This window comes from Raoultibacter timonensis (genome assembly GCF_900240215.1).
In the GTDB taxonomy this organism is placed as follows: Bacteria; Actinomycetota; Coriobacteriia; order Coriobacteriales; family Eggerthellaceae; genus Raoultibacter; species Raoultibacter timonensis.
Window position 1 is genome coordinate 1,142,282 of sequence record NZ_LT964679.1, and the last position, 17,377, is coordinate 1,159,658.

Genomic DNA, 17,377 nt, shown 5'->3' on the forward strand with positions numbered 1-17,377 from the left:
CCTCGGGGGTTTCGCCAAGCACCGCGGCGCGCTCGGCAAAAACCGCCCCGTCGCCCACCGTGCCTTGCCCCATCACGCGTCCTCCTGCTGGCGGCGCAGCTCCTCTTCGAGCTCTTCGGTGAGCATGAACCATTCCTCTTCGGCGGCAGCCAATCGCTGCTTGAGCTTGGCGTGTTCGGCGATCGCGTCGCTCGATGCGTCCTCGTTGGTGTAGAACGAGGGATCGGCCATAAGGGCCATGAGCTCGTCCATGCGCGCGTTGTCGGCTTCCATCTGACGATCGAGTTGCGCGATGCGCTTGCGGTGGTTCTTGAGGGCAGCGTAAGCGCGGTTGCGCGCTTCGGCCTCCTTGCGCTTCTGCTCCTTGGTCTTCGGCGCACTGCCACGCGGAGCGGTAAGCAGTACGGCTTCCGGCTGCTCGTCGGAGTTCGCCTCCGCCTTTCGACCGCGCCGGTTAACCGTGACAACAGTCTCCTTCGAGCCCGATGACGAGCCGCGCCCGTTCTTGCCCGCAGGCGATCCCTTCGCGCCCGGACGCGAACCCTCGCCCACCATCTCGTCGACGAGCGACTGGCCCTGAGGCTGCTCGCCGTCGAGCTGGCCGCTCTTGAACAGGTAGTAGTCGTAGTCGCCGTCGTAGTTGGTAACCTTGCCGGGCTCCACTTCGATGATGCGGTTCGCCACGCCCCGGATGAGGTGACGGTCGTGCGTGATGAAGAGTATCGTTCCCTCGAACTGCTTCAAGGCCTGCTCGAGAATGTCGGCGCTCGCGATATCGAGGTGGTTCGTCGGCTCGTCGAGGCAGAGCAACGGCGTCGGAGCCACGAGCATCTTGGCAAGCGCAAGCCTGCTCTTCTCGCCGCCCGATAGAACGCTCACCCGCTTTTCCACCGCATCGCCCACGAAAAGAAACGCGCCGAGCAGGGTACGTACCTGCGATATAGACCAACCCGGCGCCACGCGGTCGAGCTCCTCGAACACGGTATTGCCCGAATTGAGCTCCTCGAGCTGGTGCTGGGCGTAGTAAGTCTTCGTCACGTGGATGCCGTAATCGATCGAGCCCGCATCGGGGGCAAGCGCGCCTGCCACCATTTTGAGCAGAGTCGATTTGCCAGCGCCGTTGGGCCCTACGAGCGCCACCTTATCGCCGCGGTACAGCGTCACGTTGAGGTCCTCGTACACCACGTGCTCGCCGAAGCGCTTCTGCACGTGTTCGACGCCAACCACCTTGTCGCCCGTGCGCGGCGGCTGTTTGAAGTTGAAGTGCACCTTCTTCTTCTCTTCGGGAACCTCGATGCGCTTGATCTTCTCGAGCTTCTTGACGCGGTCTTGCACCTGCTTGGCCTTCGTGGCCTTGTAGCGGAACTTCTCGATGAACGCCTCCATGTGGGCGATCTCCTCGGCCTGCTTCTCGGCGGCTGCCCTGAGCTGCTCGATGCGCTCTTCGCGCGTACGCAGATACGCCGAGTAGTTGCCCTTGTAGAGCGTCACCTCGCCGTTGTCGATCTCGGCCACGCGGTCGACCATGTTGTCCATGAACGCGCGGTCATGGCTGACCACGATGACGGTGCCCGCGTAGCCGCGCAGAAAGCCCTCGAGCCATTTGACGCTCTCGAGATCAAGGTGGTTCGTCGGCTCGTCGAGCAGGAGCACCTCGGGGTTTCTGATGAGCAGCTTGGCAAGCGCGATGCGCATCTGCCACCCGCCCGAGAACTCGGTCGTCGAGCGCTCGAGGTCCTCCTCCTTGAACCCGAGGCCGAACAACACGCTTCGAACGCGGGGCTCGAGCGTATAGCCGCCGAGCGCTTCGTACATGTCGCGCGCACGACCGCACGCCGCAAGCTCTGAATCGGTCGGATCGTCGCCGAGCGCGTGCTCGAGGCGGCGCAGGTGCTGCTCGGCCTGTAGGATCTCGACCTGTGAAGAGATGACCTCCTCGAAAATCGAGCGATCCTCCATCTCGATCGCTTCCTGTTCGAGGTAGCCAACCGCTGCGCCCTTGGCGAAGAGCACGCGGCCCGCATCGGCATCCTCCTCGCCCGAGATGATGTTCAAAAGCGTGGTCTTGCCGGCGCCGTTGGGCCCGACAAGCGCAAGCCGATCGTGTTCTTCGAGCCGAAACGTCACGTCGGAGAACAGCACGCGGCTGCCGAACGCTTTTGAGATATGTTCGAGTTGCATAATCACGAGGGCATATGGTATCGGTTCAACCGCTCGAACGCAAACGGAAAAGGTGGATCCGCTGACGTCTGCACACGCTTTGCATAGGTATGGTTTTCCACCGGGACAGGCAGAAAGCGCCCCCGGCCGCGGCTCGGGAGCGCTAACGCGTGCATCAGCTCATGCTCGGTATTCGAAGCGAATCCGGTTTAGGGCAGAAACATCGAGCACTGCTTTCCCTTTTCCGCCATTTTGACAGCCAGCTCCTCGAGCGTACCGTACTCGATGACGTCCGCGAGGCAGTGAAGGGCACACGCCGGGACCCCTCCCGCCTCAACGCGCTCGGCGCAGAGGGTGCAGTACGTCGTCGGAACGGGAACGAACTTTGTCTCCCATTTCCCGTCAAGCTTTTTCCAGGGTCCCAGCTCCAGAAGCTTTATGCCCCATTGGCCTTTCGGGAGATCGAGCTCGTTGCGGCACGCGATCTCGCAGGAGTGGCAGCCCGTGCAGTATTCGTTGTCTATCATCAATCCATAAGTAGCCATATTAAACCTCCTTCCACCTTCCCGTCGTTAGCCCTCAGCACGATAGATCTTGCAGGGTATGGCTCCATAGTGCGAGCCAAGGCCCAGCTTGCCGATCTCTTTGTGCGGCATGAGCTCGTTGATATTGGATTTCCAGACGCTGTAGAGTTCCTTATCCTTGTCTTCGGGATACCACCAGCCGTGATCGCAGCTTATGACATCCTCTTTTACAACCGGAGTGATTTTCGCAACCATCTTGCAGCGTCCCCACGGGTTCTCGATGTACACCCAGTCGCCTTCGTGTATCCCCTGCTTCTCAGCCATCGAGGGGTGTATCTCAACGGTTGCATAGGAGTGGATCTCGCGCAGGGAATCGATCATGCGATGCTCGGTGTGGAACGAGGTCACCTGACGAGCGCCCGTAACGAACGTGAGCGGATACTCTTCGGCCCATTCGGGACGCGATATCTTCGAGAAACGAGGCTCCTCGTAATACGGCAGGGGATCCTCGCCAAGATGCTGCATCACCGTGCTGAACAGCTCAACGCGACCGGTCGGCGATTTGAATCCGGGCTTTCCGTCGGCACGCAGAAGGCCGAGCTCGTACTGCTTGTACGGAACCTCGTACTGGCCGTACACCCATTCCTGAAGCGTGGGATAATCGATATCGACATCGGGAATGGAGCGGATCTTGTCGGTCAGATAGCTTTGCGTATCCAACCACTTCTTCTCGCTCGGGTCGCGGTCGGGATTGATGCGATGGTCGATGTCGAGCATGATCTCAAGATCGGATTTGCATTCGCCTTCGGGCTCGAGGACCTTCGTCAGCGCATTGAACTGGCCGGGCTGATTACACCCATGGAAGGTGACCAAACCCTCGTGCTCAAGCGCAGTGGATACCGGCAGCACCAGATCAGCGAGCGCTTGGATCGTGGGATTCATGAAGATATCGGTGGCGACGCAGAACTCCTTGTGACGGCACGCCTCAAGCCAGCGCATCGGCTGCTGCGTGATGCACGACGAGATGAAGTTCGAGCTCTGAATGAAGAGATACTCGATCGGGTACGGGCTTCCCGTAAGCAGCGTATCGAGCGTGCAGTCGGGCTGCGTCGTGTTGATGATGAAATCCATCGCAGGGTACTGCTCGTGACCGGCGATGGGGATGGGGTTCTCATCCTCCTTCTGAACCGTCATGCCGACACCGCCGCGGCCGGTCGATCCACCGTTCTTCATCGTCTGGCCAAGCTTGACGCCGCCGGGATTATCGAGGTTGCCGCAAATCGCGAAAATGCCCCAAACAGCGTGGCCGATCTGAATGCAGTTCGGATTCTGGTCCACTTTCAACCCGACAGAAGCGGTGGAGGGCTTTTGAGCCAGGCATCGGGCGGCCGCCCGGATATCGTCGGCCGGAACGCCGGTGATCTCTTCAGCCTTCTCGGGAGGCATGGTCCTCATGCGTTCTGCGTACTCGTCGAAGCCGTAGCACCAGTATTCGACGAACTCGTGATCGTAGAGGTCCTCCTCGATGATGACGTTGTTCAGCGCCATCGCAAGCGCCGTATCGGTGCCCGGGCGAAGCTGGAGATGGTACTCGGCATGCATAGCGAGCCAGCTGGCGCGCGGATCAGCGACGATCAGCTTCGTTCCGCGCTTCATCATGTCGATGACACTGTGCCCGAACAGGCCGTCGGGGTTTGACCAGAGCGGGTTGCGGCCCCACACGAGCATGTACTTCGGAAGCTCGTAGCGCGGGTCGTCGTAGCGGTCCTCGAACCCGAACGCGCCGTCGTACTCGACGTATGCGCACCCGAGAACCCAGTCCATTGCCGTCTGGCGGGGGATGATGCAAGACCAGCCTCCGTTGGCATGTATGGCGGTTCGGCTATGGAACACCTGATTGCAGAGCTGGAACTGGTAGGCGCTCGCCTCGCGCCCCGTGCCCGTCCACACCGATATGCTGTCAGGTCCGTATTTCTCGCGAATCTCCCAATACTTGGAGACGAGAATGTCGTACGCCTCGTCCCAAGAAATCCGCTCCCAAGCCTCGGGGTTCCCTCGCTGATCGCGAGCGCGCTTCATTGGATAGAGCAGTCGATCCTCATGATAGTAGTACTCGGGAAGCGTCAGGCATCGCACGCACAAACGCCCGTTGGTGATCGGCTGATCGGGATCCCCCTCTACCTTTACCAGCCTTCCATCCTTCACGAACACCCTCAACCCGCAGCCGACTCCATGGCACCCCGGAGGTGACCATTGGGCAGTCCGAAACACCTTTGTGCCGTCAGCCAGCTCTTCGACGGCGGGAGTGTCCGACACTCTACGTAACTCACTCATCCTGCATACTCCTTCCTGTTTCCTGCTCGTTGTCTCTTGCACAGCGCACGCAACTTTCTCGACTGCCCGTTCGGGCTTGCGAAAGCCACGTGCATTCGTCCTACGGCAAAGCCCGCTGACACCCAATCAGCGACCCTCGCTGCCGCGTTTCAATCATCGTTGCGAAAGGGGATCCCGTCATCTGCTGAGAGGTATGAAAGAGCCGATCAGGTAAGGTTTTTCAAACACGCCTGATCGAGCGTTGCGCCCTATGACTCTCAGTACTACCTTCCGTCGTCGCCCGTCTGTACTCGATGCGCTCGCCTCCGCAGCGCGCGCATTTCTTCGGGCTCTCCCCTGGCTGTATCTCCCGCCCGCAGTCGCTGCAGACGAGGACCATATTCGCGACTGGAAGATCGGGCATCGTGCATTTCCCGCAATGATTGCACTCGTAGCATCCGGCCATGATTTCGTCCTATTCCCCTTCTCCCTTGACGCTCGGCTTGCTTTTTCGCATATGATTTCGATACAGCAGCTCGACTCCAGCGAGCAGCGCGAACCCCGCTGCCCCGACGAGCATCCCCGCTGCAGCCGATGACGACGAAAGCAACGTCGTCTTGAGGGCTGTTATCACAAGGGGAGAGAAGGTGATGCCGATGTTGACGAACACGAGGCCGAGCGAAATGGCCATCGTGGCGCGCTTCTCCGCTTCGTTGCTCAAGTAGTATATCGTGCTCACTTCCTGGATCCCCGAGCCGAAGCCGAACAGAACTCCCCCGATCATGAGCATCGCAAACGATGAGCTGAACGACGCGATCAGCAGACCGAGCGCCAAAACGGCAAACCCGAAGGCAAGCGTTCTGTCCTTCATCACGCCGGACAGCTTCCCGTACGTTATCCCCAGCACGAACGCCACCAGGTAGTTGAGCGATGTTATCTTTGACACATCGGCCGATGTTCCCATGCCCTTCTCGCCGACCATCATGGCAATGTTCGAATGGAAGGAGAACGAGAACAATGCGGCCATCATGAACAGAAGGAGCAGATAGACGACTTTCGGCGTGAACAGCTCTTTGAGTCCCTGGGCCTTATCCTCTCTGTTGATGAGCTTTCTCTCAAGGCCTCCCCTCGGCAGGCGAAAGATCGTGATGAGAAAAACGGGAATGACCGCAAGGTAGACCAGATACGCGTTGCTCCACCCCGTCAGGGCCAGATACCCGACCACCAAGGCGACGACAGCCGCCCCGACGTAGTTTGCAGCCTGCTTGAACCCGAGCACCTTGCCTCGCTGCTTGCCGGACCATCCCTCGCATATGATCGCCGATGCGAGCGGGTGCATAAGACCTTGCGCGATTCCGATGAGCGCGCTGCTCGCAAAGAGGATGTAGATGCTCTGGGCTCGGAACAGCACGGGTATCATGCCGCCGACGAACAGGATCGCCAGCGCAACAAGCCCGATCGAGCGCTTTCTCACATACGATGCCAGAAAGCCCGAAAGGAGCATTGCCGGAATCGAGAGAAGCGAAGGTATCGAGAGAACCATCTGGATGACGACAACCGGAACATCGGGGAACTGATCGCCGATCATCGCCAGCACGGATGAGAATGCGCTGAACGCGCTATCGAACACGGCAAACGAGCAGACGGGTATCAGTACAATCGCATGCTCGACTCTGAAATACGCTACAATGCCTTTTATCCATGAGTGCATAGACCCTACCCCCATTATTTCGAAGATTCCCAGTGATGGTGCGATGCCCGGCTTTCGGCCCTCGCGGCTCGGGCCGTCCCTAACTTCGCCTCCTATACGCCAAGAACACGAGCAGCGACAGAAGCAGCGCCGCCGCGTTGAACGCAAAGGTCGCCGGGGCGCCGAACGTCTGCAGCACGAAGCCGCCCAGGACAGGACCCAGTCCCATTCCGATATCCGGCCCGATGTAAAACGTGTTCGCCGCCCTTCCGAGCTTCCTCTCGTTGACCTTTCGCACCGACTCCGCCTGAAGCGCCGCGTATGCCGACGCCTGCCCCACCGCCATGCACACCGCAGCAACGCAAACAGCCAAAGCCGAGCGAATCAGCGAAAGCTGCACCATGCCTATCGCGGCAACAGCGAGCGCGGGAACGACGACGGCAGCCACTCCCTGGCGATCGCTGATCCTGCCCGCTAACGGCTTCGAAGCGAGCGTGACTATCGAATACACGACGAAGTAGAGCGGTGCCCCCTGAACCTCGCCCTGCTCGCCCATGAACACGAGAAACGTATTGGTCGTCCCCTGAGCGACCATCATGAGCCCCGCTACGAGCGAGTACGCGATCGCGGGCCCGTAAAACATCGTGCTCGGCCTGAAAAGCACCGCCAAGCTCATCTTCGAGCGAACGTCGGCACCCCGAAGCAGGGGGGCATGATGCGACGAGGCGGCCGGAGCCTTGAACGTAACCGCGAGAACGAACCCCACGACAAGCAAACAGGCTGACAGGAGGTACACGACCGGGTACCCAAACGAGCCTCCCAAAGAGGAGCCTATGGCCGGGCCGAGCGCGCATGCAACGGTGTAGGCGATGCTCAACCACCCCACGCCGCTTCCCAAAGACTCCCTCGGAACCACAAGCGAAGCCATCGATATGATCAGCGTCGACTTGAACGCGAAGGCGAAACCCTGCACGGCGCACCATGCGCCGAGCATGAGCGTGGTTGTGGCGGTCGCGCAACCGAACGCGGAAACGGCAAAGAGCGCCGCTGCCGCCACAAGAAGGTTTTTCTTGCTGAGCAGATCTGAAAAAGACCCGCTCAGCGGACGAACCACCACGGCAGCCGTCGCAAGAAGCCCCGCGACGAATCCGGCGGCGGCAACGGAGGCCCCAAGCGATACCGCGTAGCTCGCCGTAATGGGCCTCGTCAGATAGAGCGCCATCTGCATGACGGTCTCCATCAAGAGCACGTGAACGTATTTGCGGTTCCACAGCCGTTCGGGATGCATTTCGCTCGTATCCAATCTGCTCGGTCATCCTCCGATCATCCCGGCCGTAAGCGACGGTGCCTGCATGGCTCTCTCGCGGCCGCACGGCGATCAGGCCTTCATGCGCGGCGTCGTTACCTCCGCCGTCTCGACAAGCCAGCCTATCGCCTTCATCCTCTTTGCGGCCTCCTCCACCACGCGGTGCTTGCCGCTGCTTTGCAGCGCCTCTTCATCGCAGGAATCCGACCCCAGAAGCCTCACGCATGCCGCCTCGATATCCTTATCCGAAAGCGTCATGCCCCTTCCTTCGAAAAGCGTTTCCAGGGCGAAGCCCTGGCGAAGGCTCTCCCCGGATCTGATGAGCATCTTCATGCTGAACTCCTCTTCGTTGGCTTTCTCTTCCTCGAAGTAGTCGTCCAAGGTCTTGCCCTGCATCGCCAGCTCTCGCTCGAGCTTGTCCATCTGGGCTTTGTACGAAGCCCGGTAGAAATCATCGTGAATCTCGCCTTGCAGTCGCTTTTCGAGCTCGATGTTGGCCAAGCGGGCTTTCGTGTCCTTGTTGAGTGCCCTTGCATCAAACTCCATATCCCGGCGCAGCTCTTCGAGAAACGATGCAACCGACTCGACAGGGGGAAAGGTTTCGCGCACCCACTCGTCGGTCAGCTCGGGGGTGGTTTTTCGCTGCTGGCTCAGCACGGTAACCGTCGCAACGTAGCGGTCCACATCATCGGGCGCAATGGCGCGCGGGCGCTCGACCGCGTACTCGATCGTCCGCGTCTCTCCCACGTGCATGCCGAGCATCCCCTTGATGAAGGGCGCGGGCATAGCGTGCTCGTCAACGTCGAAGAGCATGCCCTTGCCTGACAGGCGTGCGACGGTCTGATCGCCAAGCAGCGTCGTAACGTCAACCTTCACGTGATCGCCCTGCCGAACCGGACGCGGATCATCTTCAACGTATTGAGCATGCTGATCGAGGATCTCCGCAACGCAATCGGCAAGGTGCTCGTCGGTCACGATCGCCTCTTCCATCTCTATCCTTACCGGATCGTAGGAGCTCAGCGTGAGTTCGGGTCGCTCGATCACGGCCAAGGCGTACGAATACGCCTCGCCGTCCTCGGGGTATTCGAGAGCATGTATCCTGGGAGTCAGGGCGGGAGCGACATCCAGCGCCCTCAAAACCTCACCCGTCACCCGTCCGATAACGAAGTCGCGGCGCAGCTCGCGAAGGTGCTCGCTAGGAAGGGAATCCGCGAGCTCCTTCTCTATTTCTGCCCACGATGCGCCGTTTTGCAGATTTCGGCTTTCGGCCAAAGCATCGTAAAACTCGCCGAGAAGAGCGTGGATGTCGTTTGCGCTCGCAGACACCTCGATCTCAACGGCACCTGCCCCGGTTGCATTCACCTCAAGTTTTTCGAAGTCCATAGCATGTCCTCACGTCAGCGATTGCCAAGCAAACAGTTCCCACCTGCAGCTACCTTGCCAACTCCATGATCCGTGACACATCATCGACCTCTTCAAGATGCTGCACGGCATCGATGATCGACTCGATCGCCTCGGCTTTCATGGCGTGCTTGGCGTATGAGGCGCAGTCTCGGAACTTGCGAGCGAGGTCAGGCCACTGCATTCGATTTCTCGGATGTCCGTACACCGCATCGACGCGGCGCTCGAAGACGCGTGCGTCATCCAGCTCGATGCGAACCTTACCCGGAAGCATGGTCTTTGACAGCGTGCTCGCAAGGCTCTCGTCGTACTCGTACGATGTCTTCGCGCACAGCTCAAGCAGCATCGGATCCTTCAGCGCCTCAACCGAGAAGTCGCCGATCTCGATCTTGCGGTACGCGATCGCCTGGGCAACGGTGAACGGAAGGCTCAGCTTCGCGCCAGGTATCGACGGCGGGTTCTTGCGCACGTCTTCGGGCTCGAGGCACCGCTTGACGTCCTCGGCGGCATAGTAAAGCGTGATGTGCGCCACTCGGGCGGGATCGATGTCGTTGTCCTCGGCTAAGCCGAGTGCGGCATCAACGTGTGAATTCGTGAAACGACAGCACGGCCACGGCTTGATGGACACGCCAGCGCCCTCGAACCTCGCGCCCAAGTCGTCGAACGCGCTTTTATCGTACACGCCACCGTAGTAGACGGAGAAGAAGCCCGCCTTGCCCTCGAACGTCTCCTTGAGACCGGGGACGCCGTTCTTCGCGAGAAGGGCGGACAAAACGCCGGTCATGTTGGGAAACATCCCGTACAGGCCGCGCAGCGCACCAGGCTCGATGACGAGCTCCTTCGATCCGCCTGCCCTGTTGTAGGCGATTCCGAGCGCGTTTTCGGTCTCTTCAGCGCTCAAGCCGAGTATCTTCGCCGATGCGGCGGTCGCCGAGAATGTGCCGAGCAGTACGGGAAGCATCCAGAGCAGCCCTTCGTTCTCCCGCGGATTCGAGACGGCGAAACCGAGGCGGCAGATGAGGTCGTTGCCGACGGTCACCGCAGCGATAAGGTCTTTGCCCGATGCCGCAACGCTCTCCCCGAGCGTCAGCGCTGCGGGAACAACCGATGCACTCGGATGGACAAACGCATCGTCGTGCGCATCGTCGTAGTCGATGCTGTGGGCAAGCGATCCGTTCGCCATAGCTGCGAGCAGCTCGTTTCCTCGCTTCTCGCAGCCGACCACCGTACAGCGCCCGGCTCCCCCCAACGTGTCAACAAGACCGACGACGCTTTCGATCCCCTCACCTGCCCCGCTTCCCGCAAGCATGCATCCCAGCGTATCGAGAACCGCCATCTTGGATGCCTCGACCGCATCGCAAGGAAGCATGTCATAGTGCGTATCAGCGATGGTGCGGGCAAAAATCGATCCCAAATCCATGGTTCAGCTCCTCTCTGTCGCCACGTCCTCGCGGCATGCTATTCGGGTGCTCCGGGTGCACTCGGCGGCTTCGGTGCACCGGGCGCCTGAGGAGCTCCTGGCGCCTTCGGTGCTCCCGGTGCTCCCGGCGCACCCGGAGCCGATCCCACTTTCGGGGCTCCGGGCAGCTTGGCACCGCACTGATCACACGTATCGTTGCCAAAGTCGTTGTGCGCGCCGCATTGGGGGCACGTCTTGCTCATGTCGATTTCAGCTGGTCTGAAGCACATGTCGTTTACCTCTTTCTTTTCCTTTTTTCATACGGCCTCGACTGCGAAACCGTGTCGCAGTCGAGGCCCACAAGTACCTAAGCCGATGCGTCAGCCTCTTTCGACGCCTCTCGCCGTGCAAGATCCTCCGCAATCTGCTCCATCTTCTTCGGAGGCAGACGGTATCCGAAGAAGAAGGCAACGAATGCAATGGCGAAGGCGATTGCCGGTATCAGGCAGATGATGTTGATCATGCCCTGAGCAAGCTCCGGCGATGCCTCCATGCCCGACACGAACCCGATGGCGGCCAATCCGAAACCCGTCAGAGCGCCGGCTACGGCGTTGGCGATCTTCGGGCACCACTGGAATGTGGACATGATAAACGCCTTCGCAGTCTTGCCGTCGCGCCACTCACCGTATGCGATGGCGTTGGACTGCATACCCATCATTGTGCCGTTCATGAAGTTCATACCAAAGTACGCGCCGCAAATGCACACGATGAACGCCATTTCGCCCGAAGCGCCGACGAAATAGCAGAAAACCATGGAGATGCACGAGATGGCGATGCCCGCCAAATAGGTGATGCGGATGCCGACTTTTCGCGCGATAGGCTCGGAGACGAACGTCGCGACCAAACCGGTGATGTTGGCCGCAGTGAGCATCACGGCAGCCATGGCTACATCGCCGAACGCATACGTGAACACGTACATGGCCATACTCTGAATGGTCATCTGAGCGATGAAGCGAATGATCTCGGCGAACAGGCCGATGATAGCCGGCAGGTTGGTGATCCAGTACTTGATCATCTCAACCAACCCGACCTTCTCGCCCGGGTCGATCGGGGGCACTTTCTCACCGCGTTTCTTCGCCGCTGCCCGCTCTTCGCACAGCTTCTGCGTAGGATCCATGCCATCGATGCGCTTGTACATGACGATGAACATGACGATCATGATGATGCCGAAAACCAAAGCGAGCACCGTAAAGCCCATGGGGCCCGCGTTCTGCGCATTCTCTCCGGCGGGAACACGATACACCAGCCCGTTGATGGCGAGTATAGCCGGCAGGGATATGGCTGCAAACAGCACCTTGACCAGCATATTGCCCTGAGCCTTGCGCTGCGAGAGCAGCGTGCGGTCGGCCTCGGTACGGCTGATCACCGGCACGATCGACGTGGCTGCAATCATGAAGAAGCTCGCAAAGAACCCGCCGACGATCTGGAAGAATATCATCCACGCCGTCTTCGCACCCATATCCAGGAAGCTCGGATCGACGAACGTCATAAGCAGGCATACGAACGTCGCCGGAGGAGCGATGAGAAGCCAGCTTCTATACTGGCCGTGCTTGAGCCACACACGCTCGATGATAATGGCTGCGATGATGACGAAGAACCACTCGCCAACACCGGTTACCGCCTTGACCGTACCCATGACCGTCGGTTCGAGACCGCAGATCTCAGTCAGGAAGTACGACCAGTAGTTGCTATTCATCTGATTGAATGCCGTCCAAGTAAGCATGCCGAGGCCGTAGATGAGACCGAGGGCCTGCGTTACGTTGTTCCTGACAGCGTATTCAACCTTTTCCCCTAGTGAAGCTGTTGTTGTGCTCATGAAACCCCCTTTGATAAGCAATGGGCACTGTCCCGGCGCCTCCCGGCGCCGGGAGGCGCCTACTGGACCGAATACAGCACCATGCGAGGCTTGGTAACCTTCTTTGCCAGCTCCTCGATGGGGCCGAACTCCATGACAAGCGATTGGCAATGGTGCACGCAGGCAGGGACCTTCCCCGCATCGATGCGGTCCTGGCAAAGATCGCACCGTTGGGTTGGCATCGGCAGGTAGTCCCACTCCCACCTGTCCTCGTCAAGCTTCCATGGGCCAATCTCGGCGAGCTTGATTCCCCATTCGCCCTCTTTGAAACCCTTTTCAACCTTGCAGGCCATCTCGCAGGAATGGCAGCCCGTGCAAAACTCGTAGTCAATCAGAAGACCGTGTTGCGTCATGGCTCATCCTCCTTTCTCAGTCGTCTTTAGTCAGCCTTGTACACTTTGCAGAGTTGCGTTTTGTACGAAGACCCGTAACCGCTCGGGCCGAAATCTCCCTGGACGGTCAGGCAGTTGATGTTGGATTCCCAAAGGCCGAACAGCGAGGGCTCTTCAGGGTCCTTTTCCGGGAACCACCAGCCGTGCTCGGCGCTCACAACGCCTTTGAGCATGGTGTCGGTCAGATGCGCACGCAGCTTGCACGAGCCATGCGAATTCTCGAGAACGGCCCAATCGCCCTCCTTGATTCCCGCCTGCTCGGCATCGGCGGGATTGATCTCGAAGATGGGATCGGGATGGAACTCGCGCATCGACTTGAGCTGGCGGTGCTCCGAATGGAAGAACTCCCATGACCGACGTCCCGTGGTGAGCACCAGCGGATACTGCTCGAACAGCTCCGGGGTCGAATACGGGCTCTCGGGCGGCTCCTTGTGGTACGGAAGCGGATCCATGCCAACGTTGTTGTACATGTTGCAGAACAGCTCGACACGCCCCGAAATGGTGTTGAATCCGAGCTCTCCGTCGAAGCGGAGCTTGCCGGTGCGGAATTTGTTGTACTCGAACTTCGGGTATATGATGACCTTCTCGCGAAGCTCTTCAAGGCTGACCTCGATCGGAACCGTGGCCATGTTGTTCGTGCAGAACTCGAGCATCTCGGGAACGTCATCCCAGTAGAACAGATCGGGATTCATGCGCTTGCCCAGCTCGAGCATCATCTGCTCGTCGCCGATGGCCTCGCCGGTCTGAGTGACCTTCACGATGGAGCGCAGCGGCGTATACCAGCCGCGTACGCCATCGCGCTCGCAGCTCATGGCCATCGGGATGAACAGGTCGGCGCACGCCATGGCCGTTGGAGTCATGAACAAGTCGCATACCACAACATGGTCCATCTCCTTGTACACGTCGTATACGCGCCGCGCCTGCCCCGCCATGTTGGTGAACGCGGTGGTGCTGCACAGGAAGAGCATCTTGACCGGGTACGGCTCGCCCGTCTCGGCAGCATGGAGGATGGCTTCGGGAACCGCATGCCCGCCTTTGCCGATGGCGTTGAGCGCACCCCAGTTGCCGTCATCGCCGAGGCGATCCTTGCGGACCTCGGGCCCGAGCTGCTTCGAGACGTTTTCGCGGATATCGCTTTGGACGTAACCGAAGTCGATGGCGACGAACCCGCCGGGATTGTCGATGTTGCCGGTGAGGATCTGCACCGAGGCGATCGCCTGGGACGTGCCGTTGGCCCATTTCGTCTGGTCGACCGCAACGCCCCATTGCAGCGTCGTCACGCCGGCGTTGGCGATGAGGCGCGCTGCCTCGTATATCTTCTCTTCGGAAACCCAGCACAGCTCAGCGGCCATGGCGGGGGTGTACTCCTTTACGCGTTCCTTGAACTCGTCGAACCCGTAGCACCAGCACTCCACGAACTCGTGATCGTAGAGGTCTTCTTCGATCATGACGTTGCAGATTGCCAAAGCGAGCGCCGCATCGGAGCCTGGGCGCACCTGAAGGAACATCTTCGCATGCGCCGACAGCCAGGTGACCTGGGGGTCGACAACGAACAGCTCGCTGCCGCGCCGCATGCAGTCAATGATCCAGTGCCCGTAGAAGCCGTCCGCGTTGGCACGGACGGGGTTGTTTCCCCAGATTATGAACAGATCGGGACGACGGTACTCGGGCTCGTCGAACCGCTTTTCGTTGAGCTGCCCGCAGTCGGCGATAAACGTGGAGCCGAACAGCGCGTTCATCGCCTGCATGCGCGGCGTGTAGCAGCAGTTGCCAGCGAGAAGGCCGGCGTTGTCGTTCGGCGTGCCGAACCCGCCGTGTCCCAGCACGTTGGATTGCCAGGTAGCGTTCCTTCCCGTGCCCGCACCGGTGCAGATCGACTTCGCGCCGTACTTCTCAGTCGTATCGTTCACCATCTCTATGACAAGATCGTATGCCTCGTCCATGGTGATCTGCTCCCATTTGTCGAAGCCGCGGTCTTCCTTGGCGCGCTTCATGGGGTGTATGATGCGATCAGGATGATACACCGCCTCGACCATGGCGAGACAGCGCATGCACAAGCGACCGTCGGTAACCGCCGAGTTGGGATCCCCCTCGATCTTCACCAGCTTGCCGTCCTTATCGGTGTAGAACAAGACACTGCAGCCCTGATGACAGCCTGGCGCGGACCACTGGCAGGTGCGGGTGACGGTCAGGTCGCCCTCTTGGTACTGCCAATCCTTTTTGTATACGTTCGGATCAAAGCATTCCCTCATGCAAAACTCCTTTCAACATCGACTTCGCTATTTGACGCGCTCGCCCTTCTTTTGAGCACGCGCCCATACCCCCAGCATGATCAGGTTCTCGTCCGACACCACGTTGTCGTCGCCCACCTTGTGATACGTCATGCGAGCCTGCAGCTCTTCTGGATCGCGAAACTCGTACCTGATGTAGAGTTCGCCCTCGTACAGGTACGCCTCTTTGGTCTCCAGCAAGTCGAGAGTCGGCGCATATTTGTCCAACACCTCTTGATCTGCCATTTGAACCTCCTTACAATTAAGTCGCCCGATTAACCTGTCCGATACGTTGCCTTAGACCCCCCTTCGCGAACCACGATGCATGCACGAACCCCAATTCGAAGCATGCAAAACCGACGGGATGAGTTTTTCATTCCGGATTCTTCTGCACATCTGTTGTTGGATATGATTAGCCTGATTGAAATGCGACTCAGGATACTATCTGGGCGGAAAGGCGGGGGTATGACTCAGGGTATTAGTTTCGGGGATAACCAGATCAACGGGATGTTTTCGGAGAAAACCGCGCTTGGTATCGTGGGATTCACCCTTTTTACCGCAAGCAGCTTGACGAGCGTATACAGCCCGGTGTTCTTCACCGCCGTATCCGAATCACCGACTATCATCGGATGCTTGCGAAGCATTATGTTCGTCAGCATGGCCGCAGTGTTTTTCGTCCTGTACCGCTTCGTGAGGAAGCGGGACTCTTTCGTCAGATCGAACACCGTCAGAACGGCTTTCTTCCTGTTGCAGCTTTTGCTGCCAGCAACCGTGTTGGTCGATCGGCTGACCGGCATCGAGGTGCCTTTGGCCCTCGTCGCCCTGGCCTGGGCATTCTGGGGTATAGCAAACGGTTTTTTTGCCTGCGCGTGGGTCGACGGACAGGGAAGCATCGACGAGTCGTACATAACCAAGATAAGCTTTTGGTCGTTCGCCCTTGGCAGCTGCCTCGTAATCGGCATGTCGGCCATGACATCGCCAACCAATATCGTAGCAATGGCTGTCTCCACCATTGCATCGTTTATTTTGCTATTGCGCGCGTTTCCCCATGGCTATGCCGAATCGGACGTTCATGACGAGGAGTGGCTTATAGAGAAGAGCAAGTTCAATCGCAACGGATCATACATCATGCTCGTAGACGGCATCCTCATTGGCATAGTCGCTTGTTTCCTTTTTTACTCGATTAAACAAACAGGGCTCACGCCTGCCATATTAGGCGTCGCCCTCATCGGCACCGCCATCTTGTTCTTCATATTGCGAACGCATAGCCCCGAGCTGCTCTCGTTGGAACACAGCCAACTTGTGTTTCTTCCTATAATCGTCTGCGGACTGCTATTTATGGAGTTCACGGAAGCCCCATGGCAGCTCGTGTTCTCGCTTGTGCTGTTCATCGTGCTCTATCTCTTCGATTTCACAAACTCAGCCGTACTCTCCCTGAGGGGCAATCTTCTTTCGATTTCAGCATGCTACTGTTTTTCGAAGGGTCGCCTCTTCATCGTTGCCGGACAGGGTATCGGATGGGCGTGCGGCGCGTTTCTCACCACGGAACTCGGAATGATGGCCATGCCTGTGTTCATCATTGTTCTCATTGCATCGGTATGCCTCTACATTACCGTTGCTGCAATAAACCCGAACAAGTATCCGCTTATCATAAACACAGACAACGAACGTTTTCCCGACAAGGACACGAATCACCCACCGAAGAGCGAACCCGCTGTCATCGAACGGCCATATAAACGTAAGTGCTCGCTTGCTGCTCAAAAGTATGACCTCACGCCACGAGAGGGGGAGATATTATTTTACCTTGCCAAAGGTCGCAACGCCAAATACATTGCCGATCAGCTATTCGTTGCCGAGCGAACAATCAAGACCCACACGTATCACATCTACCAGAAAATGGGCGTTCATTCGCAGCAGGATCTCATAAACATCGTTGAAGGCGAAGCGTCCCCTGCCAATTGACCAAAGAGCCGCATGGCTTCAAGGCCGCATAGCGTGCCGGTCTGC

General features: G+C 58.9%; 12 protein-coding genes. 1 reads left to right on the forward strand and 11 read right to left on the reverse strand.

Annotation, left to right across the window (positions count from 1 at the left end):
- Window positions 1-72: 72 nt before the first annotated feature.
- The 11 genes from C1722_RS05085 to C1722_RS05135 all read right to left on the reverse strand — a co-directional run bounded on the left by C1722_RS05085 (window position 73) and on the right by C1722_RS05135 (window position 15,616).
- Window positions 73-2,187 carry an ABC-F family ATP-binding cassette domain-containing protein gene (locus C1722_RS05085; RefSeq protein ID WP_102378279.1) on the reverse strand — a complete coding sequence of 705 codons (2,115 nt, stop codon included), beginning with the start codon at window positions 2,185-2,187 and terminating at the stop codon, window positions 73-75.
- 182 nt (window positions 2,188-2,369) lie between these two features.
- Window positions 2,370-2,705, reverse strand: coding sequence for a 4Fe-4S dicluster domain-containing protein (locus C1722_RS05090; protein WP_102378280.1), 336 nt, complete (start codon window positions 2,703-2,705; stop codon window positions 2,370-2,372).
- Between the two features lie 27 nt (window positions 2,706-2,732).
- On the reverse strand, window positions 2,733-5,018 hold the full coding sequence (locus C1722_RS05095) for a molybdopterin-dependent oxidoreductase (protein ID WP_102378281.1): 2,286 nt from the start codon (window positions 5,016-5,018) through the stop codon (window positions 2,733-2,735).
- Between the two features lie 454 nt (window positions 5,019-5,472).
- Complete coding sequence (locus C1722_RS05100) at window positions 5,473-6,708, reverse strand: MFS transporter (RefSeq protein WP_180995040.1); 1,236 nt, start codon at window positions 6,706-6,708, stop codon at window positions 5,473-5,475.
- Window positions 6,709-6,787: 79 nt separating this feature from the next.
- Window positions 6,788-7,990 carry an MFS transporter gene (locus tag C1722_RS05105; RefSeq protein ID WP_102378283.1) on the reverse strand — a complete coding sequence of 401 codons (1,203 nt, stop codon included), beginning with the start codon at window positions 7,988-7,990 and terminating at the stop codon, window positions 6,788-6,790.
- Window positions 7,991-8,065: 75 nt separating this feature from the next.
- Window positions 8,066-9,376 (reverse strand): trigger factor, encoded by a 1,311-nt coding sequence (locus C1722_RS05110; RefSeq protein ID WP_102378284.1) that lies wholly within the window; start codon window positions 9,374-9,376, stop codon window positions 8,066-8,068.
- Between the two features lie 49 nt (window positions 9,377-9,425).
- On the reverse strand, window positions 9,426-10,814 hold the full coding sequence (locus tag C1722_RS05115) for an MmgE/PrpD family protein (RefSeq protein ID WP_102378285.1): 1,389 nt from the start codon (window positions 10,812-10,814) through the stop codon (window positions 9,426-9,428).
- A gap of 346 nt (window positions 10,815-11,160) precedes the next feature.
- On the reverse strand, window positions 11,161-12,669 hold the full coding sequence (locus C1722_RS05120; protein WP_102378286.1) for an MFS transporter: 1,509 nt from the start codon (window positions 12,667-12,669) through the stop codon (window positions 11,161-11,163).
- A 59-nt stretch (window positions 12,670-12,728) separates the two neighbouring features.
- Window positions 12,729-13,061: a 4Fe-4S dicluster domain-containing protein gene (locus C1722_RS05125; RefSeq protein WP_102378287.1), complete on the reverse strand. Its 333-nt coding sequence runs from the start codon at window positions 13,059-13,061 to the stop codon at window positions 12,729-12,731.
- A gap of 26 nt (window positions 13,062-13,087) precedes the next feature.
- Entirely contained in the window at window positions 13,088-15,352 is a 2,265-nt protein-coding gene (locus C1722_RS05130) for a molybdopterin dinucleotide binding domain-containing protein (protein WP_102378288.1), read from the reverse strand.
- Between the two features lie 27 nt (window positions 15,353-15,379).
- Complete coding sequence (locus C1722_RS05135) at window positions 15,380-15,616, reverse strand: hypothetical protein (protein WP_102378289.1); 237 nt, start codon at window positions 15,614-15,616, stop codon at window positions 15,380-15,382.
- A 102-nt stretch (window positions 15,617-15,718) separates the two neighbouring features.
- Here C1722_RS05135 and C1722_RS05140 point away from each other — a divergent pair, with 102 nt between their 5' ends.
- Window positions 15,719-17,332 (forward strand): response regulator transcription factor, encoded by a 1,614-nt coding sequence (locus C1722_RS05140; protein WP_180995041.1) that lies wholly within the window; start codon window positions 15,719-15,721, stop codon window positions 17,330-17,332.
- Window positions 17,333-17,377: the final 45 nt, after the last annotated feature.

What these genes read in the sequence shown, in the direction of transcription:
- C1722_RS05135 (WP_102378289.1), bottom strand. Translation starts at nt 15,616, where the DNA reads ATGGCAGATCAAGAGGTGTTGGACAAATATGCGCCGACTCTCGACTTG.
- C1722_RS05110 (WP_102378284.1), bottom strand. Translation starts at nt 9,376, where the DNA reads ATGGACTTCGAAAAACTTGAGGTGAATGCAACCGGGGCAGGTGCCGTT.
- C1722_RS05120 (WP_102378286.1), bottom strand. Translation starts at nt 12,669, where the DNA reads ATGAGCACAACAACAGCTTCACTAGGGGAAAAGGTTGAATACGCTGTC.
- C1722_RS05140 (WP_180995041.1), top strand. Translation starts at nt 15,719, where the DNA reads ATGCAAAACCGACGGGATGAGTTTTTCATTCCGGATTCTTCTGCACAT.
- C1722_RS05115 (WP_102378285.1), bottom strand. Translation starts at nt 10,814, where the DNA reads ATGGATTTGGGATCGATTTTTGCCCGCACCATCGCTGATACGCACTAT.
- C1722_RS05090 (WP_102378280.1), bottom strand. Translation starts at nt 2,705, where the DNA reads ATGGCTACTTATGGATTGATGATAGACAACGAATACTGCACGGGCTGC.
- C1722_RS05130 (WP_102378288.1), bottom strand. Translation starts at nt 15,352, where the DNA reads ATGAGGGAATGCTTTGATCCGAACGTATACAAAAAGGATTGGCAGTAC.
- C1722_RS05125 (WP_102378287.1), bottom strand. Translation starts at nt 13,061, where the DNA reads ATGACGCAACACGGTCTTCTGATTGACTACGAGTTTTGCACGGGCTGC.
- C1722_RS05095 (WP_102378281.1), bottom strand. Translation starts at nt 5,018, where the DNA reads ATGAGTGAGTTACGTAGAGTGTCGGACACTCCCGCCGTCGAAGAGCTG.
- C1722_RS05100 (WP_180995040.1), bottom strand. Translation starts at nt 6,708, where the DNA reads ATGCACTCATGGATAAAAGGCATTGTAGCGTATTTCAGAGTCGAGCAT.